Consider the following 2,764-nt stretch of genomic DNA (forward strand, 5'->3'; position numbering starts at 1 on the left):
GGCATGAACAGTTCCGGGGGTCCGGATGCACGGTTCGCTTTCCGCGAGCGGCCCGCCGGAAGAGAATGGCCCCTCCCGACCGTTTTGCGAGGTCCATGAAGGCTGGCGGCACGACCAGGGTGTGGGTGCGCAGGGGCCTGGGGCTGGTCGGCCTGGGCCTCGTCGTCGTGCTGGGCCTGTCCCACTTCGTGCGCCTGCGCTACCAGGGCCGCATCGTGCCGCTGGCCGTGGCCCCGGAGGCGCCCCTGGCGCTGGTGTTCGGGGCGGGGCTCGCGCCGGGCGCGGTGCCCTCGCCGGTGCTGGCGCAGCGGCTGGACGCGGCCATCGCCCTCTGGCGGCAGGGCAAGGTGCGGGCGCTCCTGGTGAGCGGGGACAACTCCGCGCCCTTCCACGACGAGACGCGGGCCATGCGGCGCTATCTGGTGGAGCGCGGGGTACCGGACGCGGTGGTGCTGGGCGACGAGGCGGGGCTGTCCACCTACGACAGCTGCCTGCGGGCGCACACGGTGTTTGGCGCGAACCGGGCGGTGCTGGTCACCCAGCGCTTCCACCTGTCGCGGGCGCTGTTCATCGCCAATTCGGTGGGCATCGACGCGTGGGGCGTGGCGGCGGACGAGGGCCGAGCGACCCCCTGGCGCTACACGCTGCGCGAGACGCTCTCCCGGGTGCTCGCGCTGGCGATGGTGGTGCTGGAAGTGGAGCCCGGCAGCCTCAACAGCCGGCCGCCGTCAGCCCCTCGCTGACGTCGGGTCAGGCCCGGCAGGCAGGCGACCGGCTCGGATTGCCGGCCGTGTCCGGGGGGCTCACTTTCGTGGGGACACGGAAGCTTTCTCAACCGTCCCTGTCGAGGAGACCCCATGCGATTCAACAAGCTCGGAGACGAGGATGTGGGCGAGTCCACCTCGCTGCGCCATCGCAACCCGATGACCGGGGAGGACGAAATCAACATCTCGGACCAGGACCTGGCCCTGTCTCCCCCGATGGAGGAGGAGGCGGATGCCCGGGACATCCTTCCGGATCAGATCCACGAGTTCCGCCGGGGAGACGAGGAGGAAGAGGAGGAGCGCGAGCTGACCGCGCAGCCCGATGACCCGGGCCCGCGTGCGCAGACGCCGGATCTGCTCCCCGACCGCTAGGCCCCGGGCCGGTGGTACTGCAAGGGCGCGTCCCCGGGAGGGAGACGCGCCCTTGTTTCAAGACCCGGGCGCCGGGGACGGAGGGCTCCAGGGAGCGCCTCCGGTCACCGGTGTGTTTCAGGACCGGCGACGCGCGGACTTCTTCGCCGTGGGCTTGCGAGCGACGGACTTCTTCGCAGCGGCGCCGCCCCGCTTCTGGGCAGCGCCCTTCTTCGCGGTGCTCCGCTTCGCGGCGGCGCCCTTCTTCGCGGCGGTGCCACCCCGCTTCTGGGCGGCGCCCTTCTTCGCGGCGGCCTTGCCCGTGGCCTTCTTCGCGGCACCCCGAGCGGGAGCGCCCTTCTTCGCCGTGGCCTTCTTCGCGGCACCCCGAGTGGGAGCGCCCTTCTTCGCGGCGCGGGCAGGAGCAGCCTTCTTCGCGGCGGCGGCCTTGCCCGTGGACTTCTTCGCGGCACCCCGAGCAGGAGCGCCCTTCTTCGCGGTGGCCTTGCCCGTGCTTGCCGAGGACGCTTCATCCGACGGCACGTGCGCGGACTTGCGCGTGCTGCCCCGAGCCGCCGTGGACGGCGCCGGGGCCGTGCGACCCTTCTTCGGAGCGGAGGGCTTGCCCGCGCTCACGGAAGGTACGGCGGACGCCTCACGGGACGCGGGGGGCCGGACCTTCTTCGCGGTGGAACGCGACGGCCTGGACTCCGTGAACAGCTCCTCCTGCGCGCCCTCCTCCGCCTCGGAAGCCTCCTCGACCTCCGAGTCCTCCTCCTCGGACGCTTCGAGCGCTCCGCCCTCCTCATCGGAGGCCCCGGTCTCATCGCCTTCGTCGGCGGCCTCGTCCTCGTCGTCCGCCTCTTCGGCCTCCTCGACGTCACGGGCCAGGGCGGCCAGGTCGCGCGAGTAGTCGCGGTTCCGCTCGGCGGGGGACGGCGCCTCGTCCTCCTCGGCCGCGGCGCCGGACAGCGCCCCCTGCAACACGGCGTTCAACGCCCGCGCGAAGGTGCGCTCCCCGAAGCTCTCCACCTCGACGGGCGGAACCAGTACCTCGAGCATGTCCTTGAGCGTGCGGTACAGCCGCATCTCCTTCTTCTCGTTCTCCCAGGTGCCGAAGACCCAGTCGTCCGCGTCCAGCGCCTCCATCCATCCGGGCAGCGGCCCACCCCCATCCCCCTGCTCCTCCATCGCGGACTTGCGCGCGACGAACAGGTGACGGTGCGGCCCCTTCAACCCGAAGCGCCACACGCCCGCGGCGGGCAGGCCCACCAGCATCAGCCGGCTCTTCTCCAGGACGCTGGGCGCCCCTTCGCCGCCCCGCAGCGGGTACAGGCGCACCTCGCCCTCGAACTCACCGCCGTTGAGCGTCAGGTACAGGTCCGTGAGCTCCCCGGGGAACGGGATGCCGCACTCCGTCTCGGCGCGGCGGACGTCCTCCGCCAGCACACCCTCCGAGGTCGCCTTCGCGGACTTGCGCAGTGCCTCCAACCACTCGTGCATGACCCCTCCATGACATCGACAGCCACCGAGGCTCGCACCTTACGGCGCCTGGGCCTCCGTGCGCAGTGTGCATGTCGGGTTTCGTCCACCCGACACCCCACCAGACATATCTGGAGAACCTGACACGCCCAGGCCCTCCATCCCCG

At 71.8% G+C, this 2,764-nt stretch carries 3 protein-coding genes; 2 read left to right on the forward strand and 1 reads right to left on the reverse strand.

Translation table 11 applies throughout. The features are described 5' to 3' along the window. Positions 1-95: 95 nt before the first annotated feature. Together D7X74_RS41040 and D7X74_RS41045 are read left to right on the forward strand one after the other, a co-directional pair. Positions 96-743 carry a vancomycin high temperature exclusion protein gene (locus D7X74_RS41040; protein WP_233596043.1) on the forward strand — a complete coding sequence of 216 codons (648 nt, stop codon included), beginning with the start codon at positions 96-98 and terminating at the stop codon, positions 741-743. Between the two features lie 114 nt (positions 744-857). Beyond that, entirely contained in the window at positions 858-1,136 is a 279-nt protein-coding gene (locus D7X74_RS41045) for a hypothetical protein (protein WP_120538354.1), read from the forward strand. A 117-nt stretch (positions 1,137-1,253) separates the two neighbouring features. Here the strand turns inward: D7X74_RS41045 and D7X74_RS41050 are convergent, their stop codons facing one another. After that, positions 1,254-2,618, reverse strand: a complete 1,365-nt coding sequence (locus tag D7X74_RS41050) for an SMI1/KNR4 family protein (RefSeq protein WP_120538355.1) — start codon at positions 2,616-2,618, stop codon at positions 1,254-1,256. Between the last annotated feature and the right edge of the window lie 146 nt (positions 2,619-2,764).

Origin of the sequence: Corallococcus sp. CA047B (assembly GCF_003612065.1) — a bacterium.
GTDB lineage: Bacteria > Myxococcota > Myxococcia > Myxococcales > Myxococcaceae > Corallococcus > Corallococcus praedator.